The sequence below is a fragment of the Pseudomonas putida genome (genome assembly GCF_030159595.1).
GTDB classification, from domain to species: domain Bacteria; phylum Pseudomonadota; class Gammaproteobacteria; order Pseudomonadales; family Pseudomonadaceae; genus Aquipseudomonas; species Aquipseudomonas putida_AC.
Genome location: NZ_BSKJ01000014.1, coordinates 110,501 through 126,723 on the forward strand (window position 1 = coordinate 110,501; position 16,223 = coordinate 126,723).

Below are 16,223 nucleotides of genomic sequence, written 5' to 3' on the forward strand. Positions count from 1 at the left end.
GTAGAGAGAGATTAAACCCTGTGGCTTGAGTGCCATGAGGCCTATGGATAACACGATTTAGCCTGTGGATTAAATGCCTGTTTACCCACAGCCGGATTTTTCCTCAGACAAAAAGCCTGTTTATCAACGGAGCTGAAGCCTGGTTTTCCACAGGGCTCCTGAGCACAGATGGCCTTCTGTGGATGAATTGATTGTGAGTCTCCAGGGCCTCTTCGCGGGTAAACCCGCTCCCACAGGGATTCCGGCAAGGCTTGGACTGAAAAATTGCGGACAAAAAAAAGCCGCTCCCGAAGGAGCGGCGTTTGGAAGTACCTGGCTGTGGATTACTTGCCGATGCAGAAGCTGGAGAAAATCCGCCCCAGCAGGTCATCCGAGCTGAATGCCCCGGTGATTTCCCCCAGGGCATGCTGTGCCTGACGCAAGTCCTCAGCCAGAAGCTCTCCTGCGCCCGCCAAGGTCAATTGGGCACGGCCATGCTCCAGGTGCTCGCTGGCCTGGCGCAAGGCGTCCATGTGGCGCCGGCGGGCACTGAAGCCACTCTCAGCCGTCTGTTCGTAACCCATACAGGCCTTCAGATGGTCACGCAGCAGTTGCAGCCCTGTATCGTCGCCCTTGGCGCTGAGGGTAATGGTCACATGGCCGTCATCGCACTGTTCCAGCGCTACCCGTTCACCACTCAGGTCGGCCTTGTTGCGAATCAGCGTGACCTTGGCCGGGTCCGGCCGCTGGTCGAGAAACTCGGGCCACAAGGCGAACGGGTCGGTGGCCTCGGGCGCGGTGGAGTCGACCACCAGCAATACACGATCAGCCTCGCCAATGGCCTTCAGGGCGCGTTCTACGCCGATCTTTTCCACATGGTCATCGGTATCTCGCAAACCGGCGGTATCGACCACATGCAGTGGCATGCCATCGATGTGGATATGTTCGCGCAGGATGTCCCGGGTGGTGCCGGCAATATCGGTGACAATGGCCGCTTCCCGGCCGGCCAGTTGGTTCAGCAGACTTGACTTGCCGGCGTTCGGCCGCCCGGCGATGACCACAGTCATGCCATCGCGCAGCAAAGCACCCTGCCCGGCCTCACGTTGCACGGTGGATAACTCGCCGCGCACTGCATCGAGCATCGACAGCACATGGCCGTCGGCGAGGAAGTCGATCTCTTCTTCAGGGAAATCGATTGCTGCCTCGACGTAGATGCGCAGGGCAATCAGCGCCTCGGTCAGGCTGTGCACACGCTTGGAGAATTCCCCCTGCAGCGAGCGCAGGGCATTGCGCGCCGCCTGGCTGGAGCTGGCCTCGATCAGGTCGGCAATGGCTTCGGCCTGGGCCAGGTCAAGCTTGTCGTTGAGGAAGGCGCGTTCGCTGAATTCACCCGGGCGGGCCAGACGGCAGCCAACGTGTACACAGCGCTGCAGCAGCATGTCCAGAACCACCGGGCCACCGTGGCCCTGCAGCTCGAGCACATCTTCGCCGGTGAACGAGTTCGGCCCAGGGAAGAACAGCGCAATCCCTTCGTCCAGCACCAGCCCTTCGTCGTCGCGGAACGGGCCGTAATGGGCATGGCGAGGGGTTAGCGTACGGCCAGTGATCAGCTGCCCGGCCTTGCTGGCCAGAGGGCCGGACAACCTGACAATGCCCACACCGCCGCGGCCTTGAGCGGTAGCGATGGCGGCGATGGTTTCACGCACAGTGTTCATGCTCGAAAGCCTCTACGACAAAAACGACAGATAGCAAAAACGCCCCACTAGGGGGCGTTTTTTATTCACAGGCTAGCGTACTAGCCCGTCAAGCAGCAGCTTTTTTGGTGGCTGCTTCGATACGGCGAGTGATGTACCACTGCTGCGAAATCGACAGGCAGTTGTTCACAACCCAGTACAGCACCAGACCAGCCGGGAACCACAGGAAGAAGAAGGTGAAGATGATCGGCATCATTTTCATCACCTTGGCCTGCATCGGATCCGGCGGCGTCGGGTTCAGGCGCTGCTGGATGAACATGGTGGCGCCCATGATGATCGGCAGGATGAAGAACGGATCCTTGATCGACAGGTCGGTAATCCACAGCATCCATGGGGCCTGGCGCATTTCAACGCTTTCCAGCAATACCCAGTACAGGGCCAGGAATACCGGCATCTGCACCAGGATCGGCAGGCAGCCGCCCAGCGGGTTGATCTTCTCTTTCTTGTACAGCTCCATCATCGCCTGGGACATCTTCTGGCGATCATCACCGAAGCGTTCCTTCAGTGCGGCGAGCTTCGGCGCAACGGCACGCATGCGCGCCATGGAGCGGTAGCTGGCAGCCGACAGCGGGAAGAACAGGCCTTTGATCAGCATGGTCAGCACGATGATCGACCAGCCCCAGTTACCCAGCAGGCTGTGGATATGTTGCAGCAGCCAGAAGATCGGCTGGGCGATGAACCACAGGAAACCGTAGTCGACGGTCAGTTCCAGGCCTGGGGACAACTCTTTCAGCTTGGACTGGATCTTCGGGCCGGCGTACAGCATGGCACTGGTTTCGACCTTGCCACCCGCAGGTACGCTGAGCGCTGGGCCGGTGTAGCCGATGATGTAGTTGCCCTGGCTGTCCTTGCGGGTCTGGACAACGTTGTTGTCCGATTTTGCCGGAATCCAGGCGGTCACGAAGTAGTGCTGCAGCCAGGCAACCCAGCCGCCAGACACATTTTCTTTCAAACTACCTTTGTCGATGTCCTTCATCGAGACTTTTTTGTAAGGCTCGGAAGCTGTCCACAGGGCTGCACCCAGGTAGGTTGCGGTGCCGGTTGCGGTACTCGAGGACGGATCGCCGCTGGCGTCGCGCTTGAGCTGGGCAAACATGTTGCCGCTCCAGGCCTGGCCACTCTGGTTGTCGATCAGATAGCTGACATTCAGGTCGTACTCACCGCGCTTGAAGCTGAAGCGCTTGATGTAGTTGACACCGTTGTCGCTGAACTTCAGGTCGACCACCAGTTGTTCCTGACCATCGGCCAGCTGGTAGCTCTTCTGCTCGGTGGCATACAGCGGGCGACCGCTGGCGCGGGCATCCGGGCCATTGGCACCGGTCAGGCCGCTTTGTGCCAGGTAAACACGCTCACCACCATTGTCGAACAACTGGAATGGAATGTTCGGGTGGTCTTGACGGCGTGGGTACTTCGGCAGGTTCAACTGGACGATGTCACCACCGACCGGATCGATAGCCAGTTCCAGGACGTCGGTCTTGACTCGGATCAGGTCCTTGCTGAGTGCGACCGGTGCCAATTCGGCAGGGCTCGATTCAGCGTTGGCGCTCGGTACATCGGCGCTGGCACCGTTGTTACCGGCCGGCACGCCATCGGGCAAGCCCGGAGCAACAGTGCTGGCAGCAGTATTCTGAGTCGGCAGGGCAGCCTGGCCGTAGTCATCGTTCCACTTCAGGACCATGACGTAGGACACGACTGCCAGCGCGGCGATCAGGATCGTGCGTTTAATATCCATGATTACTCGGCTATCGAAGAAGTTCGGGAGGAAGGAGCGGGGGGAACGGGGTCGAAACCGCCGTCATTCCACGGATGACAACGCCCCAGGCGACGAACGGCTAGCCACCCACCACGCCAGAGGCCATGGTTTTCGATGGCTTCTTGAGCGTAACAGGAGCAACTGGGGAAAAAACGACAGTGATTGGCCATCAGAGGACTAATGGCGTAACGGTAAAACTGGATCGGAACGAGTGCCAGTTTACGCATCTTGACTGTCTACCCCTGCGGAATTGGCGGTGACTGCTGGTGTTGGCCGGCTACGCGCCAGGCGTTTCCAGAGTTTGCCAAAGTGTTGGTGCAATTCCGGGTTTTCTACCTCACCCAATCCCTTGCGCGCGACGATCACAATGTCCAGGCCGGCAAGCAATTGCTGGTTCAGACGAAAGGAATCGCGCATCAAGCGCTTGAGTCGGTTGCGTTGAACAGCGAGCTTGACGCTCTTCTTGCCGATCACCAGGCCGAGGCGTGGGTGATCGAGGCCGTTCTCGCGAGCAAGGATCAGCAGGTTTTTCCCTGGAACCTTGCCGGTTGGGGAGTCGAAGACCGCTTTGAAGTGCCGGGGTGTAAGCAGTCGCTTTTCCCGACTGAAGTCCTGACTCACCACCTGTGCCGAAAAATCAAATGGCCAGACGCTTACGGCCTTTGGCACGACGACGCGACAGAACAGCGCGGCCGTTCTTGGTAGCCATACGGGCACGGAAACCGTGGGTGCGGGCGCGCTTGATGGTGCTTGGTTGGAAAGTACGTTTCATGGCGTGTTACCTGGTTTGTCGACGACGGGCCGGGATGGCCCCCTTTTTAAGAGACCGGCGATTCTAGAGAAAGCAAGCCCATAGGTCAATTTCCAACCAGCCTTTCCCTATAGAGCGTGTGATGGACGGTGCCTGCTCGGCCCCTCCCAAGGGGTGCTTGATCGGGCACGCGAATCGGGGACAACATGAAAAAAAAGAAGAGACATATAAAAAGCTTTTCTGAAGAACTTATAAATCTTAAGTGGATAACCTTCTGTGGATAACCTTCTACAGGCCATAAAATACGGGCTGTACAGCGTTTTATAACTGTGTTCTGAACCGGTGCTCCACCTGTTTTGATCGTGAGCGCAAGCTGTGGATTAAAATGCCACTTACCCACAGGGCGGTTATCAACAGGTCGGTGCTCAGGGTTGTGCATAGACCTCAAGGGTGTTTATCCACAGGGCTTATTCACAGTGTCGAAATGCCGTTTTGGGCGATAAATGGCTGTTTTGTCATGGATACCAACGTGTCCACATGTGGATAACTGAGCGCTCGACCGGTACAATGGCGGTTTGCTTTTGCCTCATCCGGCTTTCAAACTCAGGGGATATCCGTGTCAGTGGAACTTTGGCAGCAGTGCGTGGAGCTTCTGCGCGATGAACTGCCTGCCCAGCAATTCAACACCTGGATCCGTCCGCTACAGGTCGAAGCCGAAGGCGACGAGTTGCGCGTCTATGCGCCTAACCGTTTCGTTCTCGATTGGGTCAATGAAAAGTACCTGGGGCGTCTGCTCGAGCTGTTAGGTGAAAACGGCAGCGGTATTGCGCCTGCCCTTTCCTTATTAATAGGTAGCCGGCGCAGCTCGGCGCCGCGTGCCGCGCCCAACGCACCGGTCAGTGCCGCCGTGGCTGCTTCGCTGGCCCAGGGTCAGGCACACAAGCCTGCTCCGGTGGCACCGGTCGAACCTGTTGCCGTGGCGGTGGCTGAGCCGGTATTGGTCGATGATCTGGCCGAACCTTCCTCACGCGACAGCTTCGATGCCATGGCCGAAACGGCTGTGGCACCCGCCATTGGCGGCCGGGCCGAACAGCGTACTGTGCAGGTTGAAGGTGCGCTCAAGCACACCAGTTACCTGAACCGCACCTTCACCTTCGAGACCTTCGTCGAGGGTAAGTCGAACCAGTTGGCGCGTGCGGCTGCCTGGCAGGTGGCGGACAACCCCAAGCATGGCTACAACCCGCTGTTCCTGTATGGTGGTGTGGGCCTGGGTAAAACCCACCTTATGCATGCTGTGGGTAACCACCTGCTGAAGAAGAACCCGAACGCGAAGGTCGTGTACCTGCACTCGGAGCGCTTCGTCGCAGATATGGTCAAGGCTTTGCAGCTCAATGCCATCAACGAATTCAAGCGCTTCTACCGCTCGGTGGATGCATTGCTGATTGACGATATTCAGTTCTTCGCCCGCAAAGAGCGCTCACAGGAAGAGTTTTTCCACACCTTCAACGCCTTGCTTGAGGGGGGCCAACAGGTAATTCTTACCTCTGACCGCTACCCCAAGGAGATTGAAGGCCTGGAGGAGCGCCTGAAGTCGCGCTTTGGTTGGGGCCTGACGGTGGCAGTCGAGCCACCTGAGCTGGAAACCCGCGTAGCCATCCTGATGAAGAAGGCTGACCAGGCAAAGGTTGAGCTACCGCACGACGCCGCCTTCTTCATTGCCCAGCGCATCCGCTCCAACGTCCGTGAGCTGGAAGGTGCACTCAAGCGGGTGATCGCCCACTCGCACTTCATGGGCCGCGATATCACCATCGAGCTGATCCGTGAGTCTTTGAAAGACCTGCTGGCGCTGCAGGACAAACTGGTCAGTGTGGATAACATTCAGCGTACCGTCGCCGAGTACTACAAGATCAAGATCTCCGATCTGTTGTCCAAGCGGCGTTCACGTTCTGTCGCGCGTCCGCGCCAGGTGGCCATGGCGCTGTCCAAGGAGCTGACCAACCACAGTCTGCCGGAAATCGGAGATATGTTCGGTGGCCGCGACCATACGACGGTGCTGCACGCCTGTCGCAAAATCAATGAACTGAAGGAATCCGACGCGGACATCCGCGAGGACTACAAGAACCTGCTGCGGACGCTGACGACCTGATGGCCGTCTGCGCAGCTAATTGAAGGCAAGGGACTAGACCATGCATTTCACCATTCAACGCGAAGCCCTGTTGAAACCCCTGCAACTGGTCGCCGGTGTCGTCGAGCGCCGTCAGACCTTGCCGGTCCTGTCCAACGTATTGCTGGTCGTGCAAGGCCAGCAACTGTCGTTGACCGGTACCGACCTGGAAGTCGAACTGGTAGGCCGCGTGCAACTGGAAGAGCCGGCTGAGCCTGGCGAAATCACTGTCCCGGCACGCAAGCTGATGGATATCTGCAAAAGCCTGCCGAACGATGCCCTGATCGATATCAAGGTTGATGAGCAGAAATTGTTGGTCAAGGCCGGCCGCAGCCGCTTTACCCTGTCGACCCTGCCTGCCAATGATTTCCCTACCGTGGAAGAAGGCCCAGGCTCGCTGACCTGCAACCTGGAGCAGAGCAAGCTGCGCCGCTTGATTGAGCGCACCAGCTTCGCCATGGCCCAGCAGGATGTGCGCTATTACCTCAACGGCATGTTGCTGGAGGTTTCCCGAAACACCCTACGTGCGGTATCCACCGACGGCCACCGCTTGGCACTGTGCTCCATGACTGCGCCAATCGAGCAGGATGATCGCCATCAGGTTATCGTGCCGCGCAAAGGTATCCTGGAGCTGGCGCGCCTTCTGACCGATCCGGAAGGTATGGTCAGCATTGTCCTGGGGCAGCACCATATCCGCGCTACCACCGGTGAATTCACCTTCACCTCTAAGTTGGTAGACGGTAAGTTCCCGGACTACGAGCGAGTACTGCCCAAGGGCGGCGACAAACTGGTTGTCGGCGATCGCCAGGCGCTGCGTGAAGCCTTCAGCCGTACTGCGATTCTTTCCAACGAAAAATACCGCGGTATCCGCTTGCAACTGGCTGCTGGCCAACTGAAGATCCAGGCTAACAACCCCGAGCAGGAAGAAGCTGAAGAAGAGATCAGCGTGGACTACGAGGGTAGCTCGCTGGAAATCGGCTTTAACGTCAGCTACCTGCTGGACGTGCTGGGCGTGATGACTACCGAGCAAGTTCGTCTGATCCTGTCCGATTCCAACAGCAGTGCCTTGCTGCAGGAAGCTGGCAATGACGATTCTTCCTACGTTGTCATGCCGATGCGTCTGTAACCTGAAGCAGGCGAAATGTCCCTTCGACGTATCATGGTCACCGCGGTGCGCAACTTGCACCCGGTGACACTCTCGCCCTCCCCCCGCATCAACATCCTTTACGGCGCCAACGGCAGTGGCAAGACCAGTGTGCTTGAGGCCGTGCACTTGCTCGGGCTGGCACGCTCATTTCGCAGCACCCGGCTGAACCCGGTCATCCAATACGAACAGCCTGCCTGCACCGTATTTGGCGAGGTGCAGTTGGCCGAAGGTAGCACCAGCAACCTGGGTGTGTCCCGAGAGCGGCAGGGAGAATTCACCATACGCATCGATGGGCAGAATGCGCGTAGCGCCGCCCAGCTGGCGGAGTTGTTGCCGCTGCAGCTCATCAATCCAGACAGTTTCCGACTGTTGGAAGGTGCCCCGAAAATCCGCCGGCAGTTCCTGGACTGGGGGGTGTTCCACGTGGAACCTCGCTTCCTGCCTGCTTGGCAACGGCTGCAGAAGGCGCTGCGGCAGCGGAACTCATGGTTGCGTCATGGTACACTTGACCCAGCTTCGCAAGCCGCCTGGGACCGGGAATTGTGCCTGGCCAGCGCGGAAATAGATGAATACCGTCGCAACTACATCAAGGCCTTGAAGCCCGTCTTCGAGCGAACCCTGAGCGAACTGGTCGAGCTGGACGGGTTGACCCTGAGCTACTACCGAGGCTGGGACAAGGACCGGGAACTGCAAGAAGTACTCGCTTCCTCTCTCCTTCGCGATCAGCAGATGGGCCATACCCAGGCCGGTCCGCAGCGTGCTGATCTGCGTCTCCGTCTGTCTGCCAATAACGCAGCCGACATCCTGTCGCGTGGTCAGCAAAAGCTGGTGGTGTGCGCATTGCGCATTGCCCAAGGCCACCTCGTCAGTCAGGCTCGCCGCGGTCACTGTATTTATCTCGTGGATGACTTGCCGTCCGAGCTGGACGACCAGCATCGCCGCGCGCTGTGCCGCTTGCTAGAAGAATTACGCTGCCAGGTGTTCATCACCTGTGTAGATCACGAATTACTGAGGGAAGGCTGGCAGACGGAAACGCCAGTTGCTTTGTTCCACGTGGAACAAGGCCGTATCACCCAGACCCACGACCATCGGGAGTGAAGGCATGAGCGAAAATCAAACGTACGACTCCTCCAGCATCAAGGTGCTGAAAGGTTTGGATGCCGTACGCAAGCGTCCCGGCATGTACATTGGCGACACCGATGATGGTAGCGGCCTGCACCACATGGTCTTCGAAGTGGTCGACAACTCGATCGACGAAGCCCTCGCCGGTCACTGCGATGACATCACCGTCATTATCCACCCGGACGAATCCATCAGTGTCCGCGACAACGGTCGCGGCATTCCGGTCGATGTTCATAAAGAAGAAGGCGTTTCCGCAGCCGAGGTCATCATGACTGTGCTGCACGCCGGCGGTAAGTTCGACGACAACTCCTACAAGGTATCTGGTGGCCTGCATGGCGTAGGTGTTTCGGTCGTGAATGCCCTGTCCGAGAAGCTGATTCTGACCGTTCGCCGTAGCGGCAAGATCTGGGAACAGACCTACGTTCACGGTGTTCCACAAGCGCCTATGGCGGTTGTCGGTGATAGCGAAACCACGGGTACCCACATCCATTTCAAGCCTTCGGCTGAAACCTTCAAGAACATTCACTTCAGCTGGGACATCCTGGCCAAGCGTATTCGCGAGTTGTCGTTCCTCAACTCGGGCGTTGGCATTCTGCTGAAAGATGAGCGCAGCGGTAAGGAAGAGTTCTTCAAGTACGAAGGCGGCCTGCGCGCGTTCGTCGAGTACCTGAACACCAACAAGACGCCAGTCAACTCCCAGGTGTTCCACTTCAACGTTCAGCGTGACGATGGCGTGGGTGTGGAAGTCGCCCTGCAGTGGAACGACAGCTTCAACGAAAACCTGCTGTGCTTCACCAACAACATTCCGCAGCGTGACGGCGGTACTCACCTGGTGGGCTTCCGTTCCTCGCTGACGCGTAGCCTGAACAGCTACATCGAACAGGAAGGCCTGGCCAAGAAGAACAAGGTGGCGACCACGGGTGACGACGCTCGTGAAGGCCTGACCGCGATCATCTCGGTCAAGGTACCGGACCCTAAGTTCAGCTCGCAGACCAAAGACAAGCTGGTCTCCTCGGAGGTGAAAACCGCCGTGGAACAGGAGATGAACAAGTACTTCTCCGACTTCCTGCTGGAGAACCCAAACGAGGCCAAGGCCGTCGTTGGCAAGATGATCGACGCCGCGCGTGCGCGTGAAGCGGCACGTAAAGCCCGTGAGATGACTCGCCGCAAAGGTGCACTGGATATCGCTGGCCTGCCAGGCAAACTGGCTGATTGCCAGGAGAAGGACCCTGCCCTTTCCGAACTGTACCTGGTGGAGGGTGACTCCGCCGGTGGCTCGGCCAAACAAGGCCGTAACCGGCGTACCCAGGCGATCTTGCCGCTGAAGGGTAAAATCCTCAACGTCGAGAAAGCACGCTTCGACAAGATGATCTCGTCCCAGGAAGTGGGCACGCTGATCACTGCACTGGGCTGTGGTATCGGCCGCGAAGAGTACAACATCGACAAGCTGCGTTATCACAACATCATCATCATGACCGATGCTGACGTTGACGGTTCGCACATCCGTACCCTGCTGTTGACCTTCTTCTTCCGTCAGTTGCCGGAGCTGGTCGAGCGCGGCTACATCTACATTGCCCAGCCTCCACTGTACAAGGTGAAAAAAGGCAAGCAGGAGCAGTACATCAAGGACGACGAGGCCATGGAAGAATACATGACCCAGTCGGCCCTGGAAGACGCAAGCCTGCACCTGGACGATTCGGCGCCAGCGGTTTCTGGTGTGCAGCTGGAAGTACTGGTGAATGAATTCCGTGGGGTCATGAAGACCCTCAAGCGCCTGTCGCGTTTGTACCCGGAAGAGCTGACCGAGCACTTCATCTACCTGCCGGAGGTGACCCTGGAGCAGTTGGGTGACCATGCGGTGATGCAAGCCTGGCTGGCCCAGTTCCAGGAACGTCTGAACAACAGCCAGAAGTCGGGCCTGGCTTACAAAGCCAGCCTGCGTGAAGACAAAGAGCGCAACGTATGGCTGCCAGAAGTGGAAATCACCTCCCACGGCCTGGCCAGCTATGTCACCTTCAACCGCGACTTCTTCGGCAGCAATGATTACCGGACGGTGGTCAACATTGGTTCCAAGCTGTCCAGCCTGTTGGGTGAAGGTGCTTATGTACAACGTGGTGAACGCCGTAAGGCAATCGTCGAGTTCAAGGAAGGCCTGGACTGGCTGATGAACGAGACCACCAAGCGCCACACCATCCAGCGATACAAAGGGCTGGGCGAGATGAACCCGGACCAGCTGTGGGAAACCACCATGGACCCGACCGTTCGCCGTATGCTCAAGGTCACCATCGAGGATGCAATCGCAGCGGACCAGATCTTCAACACCCTGATGGGTGATGCGGTCGAGCCACGTCGTGACTTCATTGAAAGCAACGCGCTGTCGGTGTCGAACCTGGACTTCTGATCAGGCGTAAATTGACAGACACTAAAAAGCCCGCTGATGCGGGCTTTTTAGTGTCTGTCAAAATCAGTAACCGGTGAGAATGTTAACGATCACACCACTGGCAATCGCCACCAGCACATAATCGCCGTTCACATACAACCAGCGATGGTCCCGCGGTGGGGCATACAGGTGGCGCGCTTTCCAGTCAGTCACCCAATAACGGTCACCACGGTAGTGTGGGTCAACAGCATGCCCACGCTGCCACTGCTGATGAGGTACTGGCATGCCCTGCTGCGGTCGGAAGTTCGGGTTGCGGTAAGCGGGTGCTCGCCCATTGTCATGTCGGCCTTGCTGCTTCGGCTGACCATGCGGTGGGTTGCCTTGGTGCGATGGGCCGTCATCATGCCGGTCGGGTGGGCCCGGCTGCGCGAAGCTGGCCAGCGGTGCGCTGAGCATGAGCGCGGCGCAGATCACGGTTAGGGTGTTTTTCATTCGATGCGGTCCTCTGCATGTTATCGCCTGGCGCGAACGGGCTGCCAGGTTCGGTTAACGCATAAGACCACGGTTTTTTCCGTTTAATGTAAGGGCGCAGGTAAAGGTCCGGTAAAGTCTGCGTCCTTTCAGTTCAGCCCGAGCGCCTTCAAACGGCGATACAGTGTGCGTTCACTCATGCCAAGATGGCTGGCCAGTTCGCTACGCGAGCCTTTGAACTGTTCCAGCGCCTGCGCCAGCTCAGCCAGGTTGTTGCGACGGCCACCTGTCGCGGTCGCTCCCACCGGCCCGATATCTTCCGGCAAGTGTTCAGGTCGGATCAGCCCGTCATCGGCAAACAAACGCGCCCTTTCCAGAATATTGCGCAGCTCGCGGATATTGCCCGGAAACGGATGCAACCCAAGTTGCTGCAAGGCATCGTCACTCAGCCTGGGTGTTGGCTTGCCGGCCATACGCTGCAGCAGGCTTTGCGCGAGCAGCGGCAGGTCTTCCACCCGCTCGCGCAAAGCAGGAAGGCGAATCGGGAAGCCGCTGATGCGGTAATACAGGTCTTCACGGAAGGAACCCTGTGCAACCATCTGTTTGAGCGGCTTGTGGGTGGCCGATACCAGGCGGAAATCCGAATGCACCGTGCGCAAGCTACCCACTGGGCGGAAGCTGCCGGACTCGATCAGACGCAGCAGCTTCACCTGCATCGCCAGCGGCACTTCACCGATTTCGTCGAGGAACAGGGTGCCTCCATGGGCCGCCTCGGCCAGGCCGATCTTGCGTTGGTTGGCACCGGTGAACGCGCCCTTCTCATAACCGAACAACTCGCTTTCGAACAACGACTCGGTCAGGCCAGTGCAGTCGACCACCACCAGCGGGCCGTTGGCTCTGGGGCTACCCATGTGCACCGCTCGGGCGAACAGTTCTTTACCGCTACCCGATTCACCCTGCAGCAATACCGGGATCTGCGCTGGCGCCGCTCGTTGCAGGCTGGCCAAGGCGGCCTTGAAGGCTGGAGCGCGTCCGACCAGGCCCTGCTCCTGAGGTTGCGCTGACGCGAGGGTGATGCTGGTCAGGCGTTCGACAAAGGCCACCACCCTGCCCTGCTCATCCAGAATCGGGCGCAGCTCGACATCCACATGCTCGGGGCCGCGTGGTGTGTGATGAACATGCAGCACTCGCTCGGGCACCTTGCTGTCCCACGCCTTGCGCATGGGGCAATGCTCGCCGGCCTGGTCGCACGGTACGGCATAGTGGTGTGAGACCTTGTGGCACTTCTCCCCCAAGGGCGCCTGATCATGGCGGCCGAACTGGCGGCGATAGGCGGCATTGGCGGCCAGGATGTTGTAGTCGGTGTCCAGCACGATGGCCGGCAGGGCATCGTGCTCAAGGTAGGAAACCAGAGCTAGGATGAGGGGATGGGTTTCAGGCATGACGGCACCGTATGGATGACCGGCGCAGGGTAACAAGGACTGCCAAACACTGCCATTGGCTGACAGTCGACTGCCACATGCTCTGCCAGCATTGCTACCCGTTGCCTGAAACGGGCCGGATTCATTGACCTACGCGCGGTAAAAAGCCTGGCATGCATCTTGATAAACCTCCTGGCACTGCCTACGCCTTACAAGGCGGGGCGGATAAATTGGAGAACGTGATGATCATCGGCAACAACCTTCACGTGGACGCCTTTTACGACAAGGCGACCTCGACCATCAGCTACCTGGTCATGGACCGTGAAACCCGGCAATGCGCATTGATCGACAGCGTGCTGGATTACGACCCCAAGTCCGGGCGCACTTGCAGCGCTTCAGCGGATCGCCTGATCGAGCGCGTGACCGAGCTGAATGCCAGCGTGCGGTGGGTGCTGGAAACCCATGTACACGCCGACCATCTTTCTGCGGCTGCCTACCTGAAGGAAAAGCTGGGCGGCCATACCGCTATCGGCGCGCACATCACCCAGGTGCAGAAAGTATTCGGTGCCTTGTTCAATGCAGAGCCTGGCTTCGCCCGCGATGGCAGCCAGTTCGATGTGCTGCTCGAAGACGAAGAAGGTTTCCGTATTGGTAATCTGCACGCCCGGGCACTGCACACGCCGGGGCACACACCTGCGTGCATGAGTTTCATGATCGAAGACGCCGGCGAGATCGCGGTATTCGTTGGCGACACGCTGTTCATGCCTGACTACGGTACTGCCCGCTGCGACTTCCCGGGGGCCGATGCCCGTACTCTGTATCGCTCGATCCGTCGTCTGCTGGCGTTCCCCGACCAGACCCGGCTGTTCATGTGCCACGACTACCTGCCAGGTGGCCGTGACATGCAGTATGTAACCACCGTGGCCGAGCAGCGCGCCAGCAACATTCACATTCACCAGGGCGTCGACGAGGACAGTTTCGTCGCCATGCGCGAAGCCCGTGACAAGACCCTCGACATGCCCGTGCTGATCCTGCCTTCGGTGCAGGTGAACATGCGCAGCGGCCAGCTCCCCGCGCCGGAAGAGAACGGGGTCAGCTATCTGAAAATCCCGCTGAACAAGCTGTAACCGCCCTGCCCCATTATCAGATTTCCAGGATTTACCGCCATGCCTGCCTTGTTGTCCCCTGCCAATACCGACCATCACAAAGTGGTCATCGTCGGCGCCGGTGCCGCCGGTATCGCCACCGCTTCGAGCCTGATCAGCCGTGATCCGTCGCTGGACGTTGCCTTGATCGACCCTGCCGACGTGCATTACTACCAACCCGGCTGGACCATGGTCGGTGCCGGCGTGTTCAAGGCACCGAGCACCGCCCGCACCATGGCCTCGACCATCCCGCGCGCTGTGCGCTGGGTCAGGGCGCGGGTGCAGGGTTTCGACCCTCTGGGCCAGTTGGTCATCCTCGAAGACGGTCGCGCCATCAGCTATGAACAGCTGGTAGTCTGCCCTGGCCTCGCGCTGGACTGGGCGGCCATCGATGGGCTCAGCGAAACCCTGGGCCGCAATGGTGTCACCTCCAACTACCGCTACGACCTGGCGCCCTACACCTGGGAGCTGGTGCAGAAACTCAAGCAAGGCCGTGCCGTCTTCAGCCAGCCGCCCATGCCGATCAAATGTGCGGGCGCGCCGCAGAAGGCGTTGTACCTGTCTTGCGACCACTGGCTGCGCCACGGCCACCTGGGGGCGGTGAAAGCCAGCTTCTTCAATGCCGGTGCAGTTTTGTTCGGTGTGGCGGACTATGTGCCCGCACTGATGAAGTACATAGACAAATACGCCGTGGACCTCAATTTTTCCCACCGACTGGTGGCCGTGGATGGCCCGAACAAGCGCGCCACTTTCGTGCTCACCTTGCCCGATGGCAGCAGCGAAACGCGCATCGAGGCTTTTGACATGCTCCATGTGGTACCGCCACAGGTGGCGCCGGCTTTTATTCGCGAAAGCCCCTTGGCCGATAACGCCGGCTGGGTCGATGTCGACCCGCATACCTTGCGCCATCGCAAGTACACCAACATCCATGCCCTGGGTGACGTGGCCAATACCAGCAATGCCAAGACCGCCGCAGCTGCCCGTAAGCAGGCGCCGGTAGTGGCCAACAACGTGCTGGTGGCACTTGGGCGGCTGCCCACCCTCGCCCAGTACGATGGCTATGGTTCGTGCCCGCTGACGGTCGAGCGCGGCAAAATCGTCCTGGCCGAGTTCACCTATGGCGGCAAGCTGGCACCAAGCTTCCCCAGCTGGTTGCTGGATGGCCGCAAACCGACGCGCCTGGCCTGGCTGCTCAAGGCGCAGGCGCTGCCACCGTTGTACTGGCAGGGCATGCTCAAGGGCCGCGAGTGGCTGGCGCGCCCGCAGCTGGTAGTCGAGGGTGGGCAGTGATCGAACATCAAGTGTTGGGGGCAGGCCTGGGCGCGATCATCGGCGCGGTGCTGGCGTTGACCGGCGCAGGCGGTGGCATTCTCGCAGTGCCCTTGCTGGTGTTCGGCCTGGGGCTGTCGATGGTTGAGGCCGCACCGGTCGGCCTGTTGGCTGTAGGCCTGGCAGCGGCGGTTGGCGCAGTGCTGGGCCTACGGCAGGGGCTGGTGCGTTATCGGGCGGCGTTGTTTATTGCGCTGATCGGCATAGCGGCGGCGCCGTTCGGGCTGATGCTGGCGCACCGTTTGCCGAATACACCCTTGCAGTTGGTGTTCGCCGGGGTGCTGGTTTATGCCTGCCTGCGTATTTGGCGCAAGGCTGCCAAAGAACTGCGCGGTGAGGCCAATGACGCTCATCGCTATATCGAACCGTGTGTGCTGAACCCGTTGCAAGGCCGCTTGCGCTGGACCCTGCCCTGCGCACGTGCGCTGGCATTCACTGGTGCCTTGTCCGGGTTACTGTCAGGCCTGCTCGGGGTGGGTGGTGGCTTCGTCATCATCCCGGCCCTGAACCGCTATACCAACCTGCGTATGGCTAGCATCGTCTCCACCTCGCTGGCAGTCATCGCCCTGGTGTCCACTGGTAGCGTGGTCAGCGCCAGTCTGGCGGGTGTCATGCAGTGGCAGGTCGGAGCCCCCTTCGCTGTTGGCGCAGTGCTGGGCCTGCTACTGGCGAGGCCGCTGGCTACGAAATTGGCAGGGCCGCGCTTGCAGCAAATGTTCGCGATGGCGGGATGGGCAGCTGCTCTGCTACTGGCTGCCAAGGCGCTATTGGGCTAGCCGGCATGAGGCAGGTCAACGTCAATGCACA

At 59.4% G+C, this 16,223-nt stretch carries 14 protein-coding genes; 7 read left to right on the forward strand and 7 right to left on the reverse strand.

Annotated features, from left to right (window positions below):
- Window positions 1-323: 323 nt before the first annotated feature.
- From mnmE to rpmH, 5 genes are all read right to left on the reverse strand, one after another.
- The gene (mnmE, locus tag QQL85_RS24710) at window positions 324-1,694 is read right to left on the reverse strand and encodes a tRNA uridine-5-carboxymethylaminomethyl(34) synthesis GTPase MnmE (RefSeq protein WP_284356980.1); all 1,371 of its coding nucleotides are present in this window, start codon (window positions 1,692-1,694) and stop codon (window positions 324-326) included.
- Between the two features lie 88 nt (window positions 1,695-1,782).
- On the reverse strand, window positions 1,783-3,465 hold the full coding sequence (gene yidC / locus QQL85_RS24715) for a membrane protein insertase YidC (protein ID WP_284356979.1): 1,683 nt from the start codon (window positions 3,463-3,465) through the stop codon (window positions 1,783-1,785).
- Window positions 3,466-3,467: 2 nt separating this feature from the next.
- Complete coding sequence (gene yidD, locus QQL85_RS24720) at window positions 3,468-3,713, reverse strand: membrane protein insertion efficiency factor YidD (protein WP_082426416.1); 246 nt, start codon at window positions 3,711-3,713, stop codon at window positions 3,468-3,470.
- On the reverse strand, window positions 3,706-4,110 hold the full coding sequence (gene rnpA / locus QQL85_RS24725; RefSeq protein WP_284357050.1) for a ribonuclease P protein component: 405 nt from the start codon (window positions 4,108-4,110) through the stop codon (window positions 3,706-3,708). The genes yidD and rnpA overlap by 8 nt, the downstream gene beginning before the upstream one ends.
- Before the next feature lie 13 nt (window positions 4,111-4,123).
- Window positions 4,124-4,258 carry a 50S ribosomal protein L34 gene (gene rpmH / locus QQL85_RS24730; protein ID WP_003253163.1) on the reverse strand — a complete coding sequence of 45 codons (135 nt, stop codon included), beginning with the start codon at window positions 4,256-4,258 and terminating at the stop codon, window positions 4,124-4,126.
- Window positions 4,259-4,853: 595 nt separating this feature from the next.
- Between rpmH and dnaA the strand changes: the two genes are divergently transcribed.
- The 4 genes from dnaA to gyrB are packed head-to-tail and all read left to right on the forward strand — an operon-like array spanning window position 4,854 to window position 11,071.
- Window positions 4,854-6,383, forward strand: a complete 1,530-nt coding sequence (dnaA, locus tag QQL85_RS24735; protein ID WP_284356978.1) for a chromosomal replication initiator protein DnaA — start codon at window positions 4,854-4,856, stop codon at window positions 6,381-6,383.
- Between the two features lie 40 nt (window positions 6,384-6,423).
- Window positions 6,424-7,527 carry a DNA polymerase III subunit beta gene (gene dnaN / locus QQL85_RS24740; RefSeq protein WP_016712777.1) on the forward strand — a complete coding sequence of 368 codons (1,104 nt, stop codon included), beginning with the start codon at window positions 6,424-6,426 and terminating at the stop codon, window positions 7,525-7,527.
- 15 nt (window positions 7,528-7,542) lie between these two features.
- Window positions 7,543-8,646, forward strand: coding sequence for a DNA replication/repair protein RecF (recF, locus tag QQL85_RS24745; protein ID WP_284356977.1), 1,104 nt, complete (start codon window positions 7,543-7,545; stop codon window positions 8,644-8,646).
- 4 nt (window positions 8,647-8,650) lie between these two features.
- Window positions 8,651-11,071 carry a DNA topoisomerase (ATP-hydrolyzing) subunit B gene (gene gyrB, locus QQL85_RS24750; protein ID WP_284356976.1) on the forward strand — a complete coding sequence of 807 codons (2,421 nt, stop codon included), beginning with the start codon at window positions 8,651-8,653 and terminating at the stop codon, window positions 11,069-11,071.
- A 63-nt stretch (window positions 11,072-11,134) separates the two neighbouring features.
- Here gyrB and QQL85_RS24755 read toward each other — a convergent pair whose 3' ends face one another.
- On the reverse strand, window positions 11,135-11,542 hold the full coding sequence (locus tag QQL85_RS24755) for an RcnB family protein (RefSeq protein WP_284356975.1): 408 nt from the start codon (window positions 11,540-11,542) through the stop codon (window positions 11,135-11,137).
- A gap of 128 nt (window positions 11,543-11,670) precedes the next feature.
- Window positions 11,671-12,963 (reverse strand): sigma-54 interaction domain-containing protein, encoded by a 1,293-nt coding sequence (locus QQL85_RS24760; RefSeq protein WP_284356974.1) that lies wholly within the window; start codon window positions 12,961-12,963, stop codon window positions 11,671-11,673.
- A 221-nt stretch (window positions 12,964-13,184) separates the two neighbouring features.
- Here QQL85_RS24760 and QQL85_RS24765 point away from each other — a divergent pair, with 221 nt between their 5' ends.
- Genes QQL85_RS24765 through QQL85_RS24775 form a run of 3 tightly spaced genes read left to right on the forward strand, consistent with a single transcriptional unit; the run spans window position 13,185 to window position 16,192 of the window.
- Window positions 13,185-14,069 carry an MBL fold metallo-hydrolase gene (locus QQL85_RS24765; protein WP_284356973.1) on the forward strand — a complete coding sequence of 295 codons (885 nt, stop codon included), beginning with the start codon at window positions 13,185-13,187 and terminating at the stop codon, window positions 14,067-14,069.
- Window positions 14,070-14,108: 39 nt separating this feature from the next.
- Window positions 14,109-15,377 carry an NAD(P)/FAD-dependent oxidoreductase gene (locus QQL85_RS24770; protein WP_284356972.1) on the forward strand — a complete coding sequence of 423 codons (1,269 nt, stop codon included), beginning with the start codon at window positions 14,109-14,111 and terminating at the stop codon, window positions 15,375-15,377.
- Window positions 15,374-16,192: a sulfite exporter TauE/SafE family protein gene (locus QQL85_RS24775; protein ID WP_284356971.1), complete on the forward strand. Its 819-nt coding sequence runs from the start codon at window positions 15,374-15,376 to the stop codon at window positions 16,190-16,192. Before QQL85_RS24770 ends, QQL85_RS24775 begins: the two co-directional genes overlap by 4 nt.
- Window positions 16,193-16,223: the final 31 nt, after the last annotated feature.